Source organism: Burkholderia sp. LMG 13014, from assembly GCF_905232215.1.
In the GTDB taxonomy this organism is placed as follows: domain Bacteria; phylum Pseudomonadota; class Gammaproteobacteria; order Burkholderiales; family Burkholderiaceae; genus Burkholderia.
On the sequence record NZ_CAJNKE010000332.1, the window covers coordinates 1 to 6,610 of the forward strand.

The window sequence follows — 6,610 nt, forward strand, 5'->3', positions numbered from 1 at the left end:
CTTCGTCATGCAGTTCGTCGTCGATGAAGCGGTACGGTCAGAAAGCGATGCCGAGCGTCAGGTACGGGCGCACGCTATGGTTGCGCAACCCGTACGCGACGTCGACGTTGATCGGGCCGACGGGGCTGCGCCAGCGCGCGCCGACGCCGACACCCGGGTAGAACACCCGCTCGCCCCACGCATCGGTGGCGGTGCCGATGTCGAAGAACGTCGCGGCGCCCCAGTCGCGGTTGAACCAGTGCTGGTATTCGGCGGTGCCCGTCATCAGGTACTTGGTCGGCAGCACGGAGCCGTCGACGCTGTTGCCGATGCTCTGGTAACCGTAGCCGCGCACCGAGTTCGAGCCGCCCGCGCGGAACAGCAGCGACGCCGGCACGCCGGTCGAGCTGCCGCTCGTGAACACGCCGCCGAGCTCCGCGCGGAACACGAACAGGTCGCGCTTGCCGATCGGCAGGTACTGCTGGCCGCGCGCGTAGCCGCGGACGAAGGACTGGTCGGTCAGCACGCCCTTGACCGCAAAGCCGGCCTCCGCGTGGATCAGGTTGCCGGAGCGCGGGAACAGCGGATCGTCGACGTTGCGGCGCGTCCACGCCCATTGCGGCACGAGCGCGCGGCTCGTGGTCGGCCCCGCGCCGTTCTGGTCGAGCCGGTCCTGGTAGAACATCAGCGAATACGAATAGTCGATGAACTGGCCGGTGCGCGTGCGCTGCGCGCCGATCCGCGCGCTGTAGATGCGCGTGTCCGACACGTTGGTGTTCGTGTACGACGCGAGCACACTGTTGGTCCAGCCCTTCTCGCCCGGCGGCATCGACAGCTGGACCTGCCCGTATTGCTGGATCTGGTCGAGCCGGCCCGACACGGTCAGCGGCCACGCGGCGCCGAACGTGTCGAGATACGTATAGGAGCCCTGCACGTGCGGCCCGGTATCGGTGGCAAAGCCGACGCCGCCGCGGATGTTGTTGTACGGGAACTCGCTGACCTTCACGTGCACGGGCGTGCGCTCGGGCTTCGCCGTATCGTCGCCGACGTCGATCGCCACGCTCGCGTAGTACGGCGTGTTCTGCAATTGCCGCTGCAATTCGGCGATCCGCTGCACGTCGTAGATCTCGCCTTCCGACAACGGATTGACGTTCGTGACGATTTTTTCCGGATAGCGCCGCACGCCGTCGACATCGACCTTGCCGATCGTGAACGTCGGGCCGCTGTCGAACGTGACCGCGAGTGTCGCGCGCTGCGTGCTCGGATCGATGCGCGCCTCCGACGACGCGATCTTCCCGCCGAGATAGCGGCGCGACTGCAGTTGCTTGAGCGCCGCGCCCTTCGCACCGTCCCAGTCGGACTGCGTGAACGGATCGCCCGGCTTCAGCGAAAACGCGAAACGGGTCGCGGCTTCCTGCTTCGGATCCTCGGTGTCGATCGGCCCCTTGAACGTCAGGTCGACGGTCGACACGACCGTCTGCTTCCCCGGATCGACCGCAATGCGCACGTCGCGCTTGCCGTCACGCGTGCGCACGTCGGTGCGCACGACCGGCGAGAAATAGCCGGCCGTCGCGGTGAGGTCGCGCACCTGTTGCGGCGTGGCGGTGACGAGGAAGTCGAATTGGTCGTCGCTGATGTCGTCACGCTTCGCGAAGCGCGCGATATCGAGATGCGACTTGAGCAGCTTGCGAACCGAGCGCGGCGCATCGATGTCGACGTCGTACTTCGCGTGGGCCGGCAACGCGAAGCACGCGGCAAGGCAACCCGCGACGGTCACCCGCGCGGCGCGGGCCGCGGCGCCGGCGCGATTGGCTTCCACGCGCAGGCCCGCATCATGTGCCGTGTGTGATTGCTGGTTCGACTGCCCCGCCAAATATGACCTCGCCCTCGGTTATCACGGTTTTTTGGAAAACCCTGTATTTGACCACAGGGTGTAGGCGTCAAAGCTTAATGTTTGTAAACCGCAGCGCGAGCGAGCGGGGCCGTCGTGCCATGCCCGACGGCACGCGTCCGTGCACCCACTGCGCGCCGGCCCGCGGATTCGACGCGCGATTGCCGCCGGCCGTTCCCGCGATGCGGTAAAATCCCGCCATCGTGAATCCGGCGCATCGTGCGCCGCCCGAAACGGAAAACCCAGCCATGCCGTACCAGTCCGATGTCACGCAGTTCCTGAACCAGCTCAAGCAACAGAAGCCGACGCTCGAGGAAGAGCAGCGCAAGGGCCGTTCCCTGCTGTGGGACAAGCAGCCGATCGACCTCGAAGAGCGCGCCGATCAGCAGGAATCGCGCGTGAAGCAAACGTCGTACGTCTACTACCAGAACTTCTGACGACGTGAGCGCCGCTGACGAGGCCAGCGCCGCCCGGCAGGACGACGCGATCGCCGCGCCCGCGGGCGCCGATTCGACGCCCGACACGGTCGACGGTGTCGCGGCATTCGCTCGCCTGTACGGCGAGCCGCTCTTCAAGCTGCCGCAGGATCTCTACATCCCGCCCGATGCGCTCGAGATCTTCCTCGAGACCTTCGAAGGCCCGCTCGACCTGCTGCTCTACCTGATCCGCAAGCAGAACTTCAACGTGCTCGACATCCCGATGGCGCAGGTCACCGCGCAATATCTGGGCTACGTCGACCAGATCCGCACGTCGAACCTCGAGCTCGCGGCCGAGTACCTGCTGATGGCCGCGATGCTGATCGAGATCAAGTCGCGGATGCTGCTGCCGGTCAAGAAGGCCGACACCGGCGAGGAAGCCGAGGATCCGCGCGCCGAACTCGTGCGCCGCCTGCTCGAATACGAGCAGATGAAGCTTGCCGCGCAGCGACTCGACCAGTTGCCGCAGCTCGGCCGCGACTTCCTGCGCGCCGAGGTCTACATCGAGCAGAGCGTCACGCCGCGCTTCCCCGACGTGAATTCGGACGACCTGCGCGCCGCATGGGCCGACGTGCTCAAGCGCGCGAAGCTCGTCCAGCACCACAAGATCTCCCGCGAGGAGCTGTCGGTGCGCGAACACATGAGCCTGATCCTGCGCCGGCTGCAGAACGCGCGCTTCATGGAATTCGCCGAGTTGTTCGACACGTCGCGCGGCGTGCCGGTCGTCGTCGTGAATTTCATCGCGATGCTCGAACTCGCGCGCGAATCGCTCCTCGAGATCACGCAGGCCGAGCCGTTCGCGCCGATCTACGTGCGTCTCGCGTACTTGCCGGCATAACGCCCACGCCCGCCCTTCCCGTTTTTCCGATTCATCCCGGCACACTGGCTGCCTCACCGCAGCCCGGCACGGCCGCGCGGTCGTTGCCGGCACGCCCGCTTAAAAAGTGAACGATCGTGCTTTTTTCGATGCGTTTGGCGGCCAAATCCTCTACAATCCGCCGACGCCCGATGCGCCGCCCGCGCGCCGGCGTTCTCCGCTTCGACCCCGACGCCGCTGCCGCGGCGCCAACGCGCGCCAGCGCGAGGAACCCGCTACCCGATCATGAAAGTCATCAGCTCGATCCATGAACTGCGCGACCAGCTGCGCGGACAGAACCGCACGGCGTTCGTGCCGACGATGGGCAACCTGCACGAAGGGCACCTGTCGCTGATGCGCCTCGCGCGCCAGCACGGCGACCCGGTCGTGGCGAGCATCTTCGTCAACCGGCTGCAATTCGGCCCGAACGAGGATTTCGACAAGTATCCGCGCACGCTCCAGGACGATATCGAGAAGCTGCAGAAGGAAAACGTCTACGTGCTGTTCGCGCCGACCGAGCGCGACATGTACCCGGAACCGCAGGAATACCGCGTGCTGCCGCCGGACGATCTCGGCGGGATCCTCGAAGGGGAATTCCGGCCCGGCTTCTTCACCGGCGTGTGCACGGTCGTGGCGAAGCTGATGGCCTGCGTGCAGCCGCGCGTCGCCGTGTTCGGCAAGAAGGACTACCAGCAGCTGATGATCGTGCGCCGCATGTGCCAGCAGCTCGCGCTGCCGGTCGACATCATCGCCGCCGAAACCGTGCGCAACGAGGACGGCCTCGCACTGTCGTCGCGCAACCGCTACCTGTCGGCCGACGAGCGCAACGAAGCCCCCGAACTCGCGAAGACGCTGCAGCGCATGCGCGAAAGCCTGCTCGGCGGCGAGCACGACCTCGGCAAGCTCGAAGACCTGGCCCGCACGCATCTGGCCGGCCGCGGCTGGGCGCCCGACTACATCTCGATCCGCCGCCGCGCGAACCTGATCGCGCCGAACGCGGCCGAGCTCGAAGCCGGCGAACCGCTCGTCGTCGTCGCCGCCGCGAAGCTCGGCGCGACGCGCCTCATCGATAACCTGGAAATCTGACGGGCCGCCCCGCCCGCGCCTCTCACGACGCATCACGGAGACACCATGCAGCGCCACATGCTCAAATCGAAGATCCACCGCGCGGCCGTCACGCACTGCGAGCTGCACTACGAAGGCTCGTGCGCGATCGACGAAGATCTGCTCGAAGCCTCGGGCATCATCGAGAACGAACGGATCGACATCTGGAACATCAACAACGGCGAGCGCTTCTCGACGTACGCGATCAAGGGCGAGCGCGGCAGCGGGATGATCTCGCTGAACGGCTCGGCCGCGCGTCGCGCGCAGCTAGGCGACCTCGTGATCATCGCGGCCTTCGCGATGGTCGACGAAGCCGAACTGCAGGCCGGCTGGAAGCCGAAGCTCGTGTTCATCGACGACGGCAACAAGATCAAGGGCCACCGCGATCACGTGCCGACGCAGAACTGGACCTGACCGCCTGACCGCGTGCCGTGGCGCGCGGGAGCGGCTGCGCCGCTTGCGGTCGAAGGGCCGGATGCCGTGTACCACGGGATCCGGCCCTTTCTCATTTCATCGCGAGCCGGCCCGGCGGCCGTGCGATCAGGACGCCTTGGCGGCCTTCTGCGGCTTCTCGGCCTTCGACACCCGGCGTTCGGCCCATTCGACGATCGGCCGCCACTGTTCGAGATCCTTCTCGACCCGGCTCTTCGCGACGTCCCACAGCGTGAGGCCATGCGCGGCGATCTGCACGTAGTTCTGCGTGTCGCGCACGTAGCCGAGCACCGGCAGGCCGAGCCCTTCGACGAACCGGTGAAGCTGGTCGGACGAGCGCGTGCGCGCATCGACCCGCATCCCGACGATCCCGACCTCGACGCTGCCCTTGCGCACGGCCTTCTCGCCGGCGAGGCGTTCCAGAAACTGCTGCGTGGCCAGAATATCGAACATTGACGGCTGCAGCGGCACGATCACCCTGTCGGCCAGTTGCAGCGCGACGTTGAGCCGGTTGCCGTGCAGGCCGGCCGGCGTATCGATCACCGCATATTCGAGGCCGCGCGGCGGCTTCGTCGGCGCGTCCGGATCGAGCTCCCACGCCTCGATCGCCGGCAATCCGGCCGGCCGCAGGTCGAGCCACGCATGGGCGGACTGCTGCCGGTCGAGATCGGCGAGCGCGACCCACGCGCCCTGCGCCGCGAAATAGCCGGCAAGATTGGTGGACAGCGTGCTCTTCCCCACGCCGCCCTTCGGATTCGCCACCACGATCACCGTCATGAATTCCCCCGAAAAAGCCGCGCGGCGCCCGCCGCATGGCAGGCGCCGCTCGAATGCGGATACAGGGAGCGATGATATCGGCAAACGGGGTATCACCGGAACGGGTTGCGCCGCCCCGGGAACGCTTACTTACCCCTTACGCACGCTCAATCGCGGCGTCCCGCGCGCCGACCGCGAACGCGCCGCCGCCCAGCAGCGCCTGCACGGCGAGCGTGACGGCCCAGAACGCCGGGTATTCCCAGCCGCCGTTCGGTGACGCGAAGCTCCAGCCGTTCGGCAGATGCGCAGCGGTCGCGCCGAGCATGAACGGCAGCAGCACGAGCGCCGCGACACGCACCCGGAAGCCCGCGAGCAGCGCGAGGCCGCCGGCCAGTTCGACGAACGTCGTCAGGTACGCGAGCCAGCCCGGCAGGCCGATCGACGCAAAGAACTGCGCGGTGCCAGGCAGCGTGAAGACGAACACCTTCTGCGCGACGTGCGCGAGGTACAGCACGCCGAGCGCGACGCGCAGCAGGGTCGCGGCGAAATCGTTGAGGCGATTGGGGTTCATGGCGAATTCCTTCGTGAGTGGTGTGAATGGATCGCACTCTATTCGAATCGATTCGACCGATAAACGCGCCAATTCGCTTTAACTGATTCCTGTATGGAGTTAATTGAGATGTAAAAAGGGGCATGACCGATCATGCCCCTCACCATGCATCAGTAACCGTAACCGCTCTTCCCTTGTGTGGCGTCGCCGGAACCGGGCTGGCTGCCGCTTGATCCGTACGAATCGCACGCGTGCGCAACCGCCGACGCACCCAGCAGCGCCGCGAGCAGCACGCTCAACCACCATCGAGCCTTCATCGCCGCACTCCTCCGGGCGGACATCCGCCCTCCTCTGTTGTACGCGATCAGGCGGAAAAAGCGAGGGCTGAGAGCCGGCACATCAACGAAATTCGGTGTACAGCGCGTCGAGGTCGAGATGGTCGGCGAACGTGTCGGCCAGCCGCTCGAGCGATGCCTCGCGCAGCGCCGGATAGTCGATCCGTTCCGCGCCGTCGAGCCCGGCCCACGCGAGCAGCGCCGTGCACGCGTCGGGCGAGTCGAACAGCC

The 6,610-nt window shown here is 66.6% G+C and carries 8 protein-coding genes and 1 pseudogene; 4 read left to right on the top strand and 5 right to left on the bottom strand.

The features are described 5' to 3' along the window. Positions 1 to 37 precede the first annotated feature (37 nt). Positions 38 to 1,852, bottom strand: coding sequence for an autotransporter assembly complex family protein (locus JYJ84_RS25055; protein ID WP_175223049.1), 1,815 nt, complete (start codon positions 1,850 to 1,852; stop codon positions 38 to 40). A gap of 266 nt (positions 1,853 to 2,118) precedes the next feature. Here JYJ84_RS25055 and JYJ84_RS25060 point away from each other — a divergent pair, with 266 nt between their 5' ends. The 4 genes from JYJ84_RS25060 to panD all read left to right on the top strand — a co-directional run bounded on the left by JYJ84_RS25060 (position 2,119) and on the right by panD (position 4,720). Further along, positions 2,119 to 2,307, top strand: a complete 189-nt coding sequence (locus JYJ84_RS25060) for a DUF3460 family protein (RefSeq protein WP_034178757.1) — start codon at positions 2,119 to 2,121, stop codon at positions 2,305 to 2,307. Positions 2,308 to 2,311: 4 nt separating this feature from the next. Beyond that, complete coding sequence (locus JYJ84_RS25065) at positions 2,312 to 3,184, top strand: ScpA family protein (protein WP_011352890.1); 873 nt, start codon at positions 2,312 to 2,314, stop codon at positions 3,182 to 3,184. Positions 3,185 to 3,448: 264 nt separating this feature from the next. Beyond that, positions 3,449 to 4,288: a pantoate--beta-alanine ligase gene (gene panC / locus JYJ84_RS25070; RefSeq protein WP_175223048.1), complete on the top strand. Its 840-nt coding sequence runs from the start codon at positions 3,449 to 3,451 to the stop codon at positions 4,286 to 4,288. A 45-nt stretch (positions 4,289 to 4,333) separates the two neighbouring features. After that, positions 4,334 to 4,720 (top strand): aspartate 1-decarboxylase, encoded by a 387-nt coding sequence (panD, locus tag JYJ84_RS25075; protein ID WP_039368025.1) that lies wholly within the window; start codon positions 4,334 to 4,336, stop codon positions 4,718 to 4,720. 126 nt (positions 4,721 to 4,846) lie between these two features. Here panD and JYJ84_RS25080 read toward each other — a convergent pair whose 3' ends face one another. The 4 genes and pseudogenes from JYJ84_RS25080 to JYJ84_RS25095 form a co-directional block, all read right to left on the bottom strand. Next, on the bottom strand, positions 4,847 to 5,515 hold the full coding sequence (locus JYJ84_RS25080) for a ParA family protein (protein WP_122946030.1): 669 nt from the start codon (positions 5,513 to 5,515) through the stop codon (positions 4,847 to 4,849). A 136-nt stretch (positions 5,516 to 5,651) separates the two neighbouring features. Continuing rightward, positions 5,652 to 6,065, bottom strand: a complete 414-nt coding sequence (locus tag JYJ84_RS25085; RefSeq protein WP_122946031.1) for a DoxX family protein — start codon at positions 6,063 to 6,065, stop codon at positions 5,652 to 5,654. A 149-nt stretch (positions 6,066 to 6,214) separates the two neighbouring features. Continuing rightward, positions 6,215 to 6,361, bottom strand: a complete 147-nt coding sequence (locus tag JYJ84_RS25090) for a hypothetical protein (RefSeq protein ID WP_164462617.1) — start codon at positions 6,359 to 6,361, stop codon at positions 6,215 to 6,217. Positions 6,362 to 6,443: 82 nt separating this feature from the next. Next, positions 6,444 to 6,610, bottom strand: a pseudogene (locus JYJ84_RS25095) (cobyric acid synthase CobQ); the annotation flags it as partial.

Coding starts and splice junctions, on each gene's coding strand:
- JYJ84_RS25080 (WP_122946030.1), bottom strand. CDS start 5,515: ATGACGGTGATCGTGGTGGCGAATCCGAAGGGCGGCGTGGGGAAGAGC.
- panD (WP_039368025.1), top strand. CDS start 4,334: ATGCAGCGCCACATGCTCAAATCGAAGATCCACCGCGCGGCCGTCACG.
- JYJ84_RS25085 (WP_122946031.1), bottom strand. CDS start 6,065: ATGAACCCCAATCGCCTCAACGATTTCGCCGCGACCCTGCTGCGCGTC.
- JYJ84_RS25090 (WP_164462617.1), bottom strand. CDS start 6,361: ATGAAGGCTCGATGGTGGTTGAGCGTGCTGCTCGCGGCGCTGCTGGGT.
- panC (WP_175223048.1), top strand. CDS start 3,449: ATGAAAGTCATCAGCTCGATCCATGAACTGCGCGACCAGCTGCGCGGA.
- JYJ84_RS25060 (WP_034178757.1), top strand. CDS start 2,119: ATGCCGTACCAGTCCGATGTCACGCAGTTCCTGAACCAGCTCAAGCAA.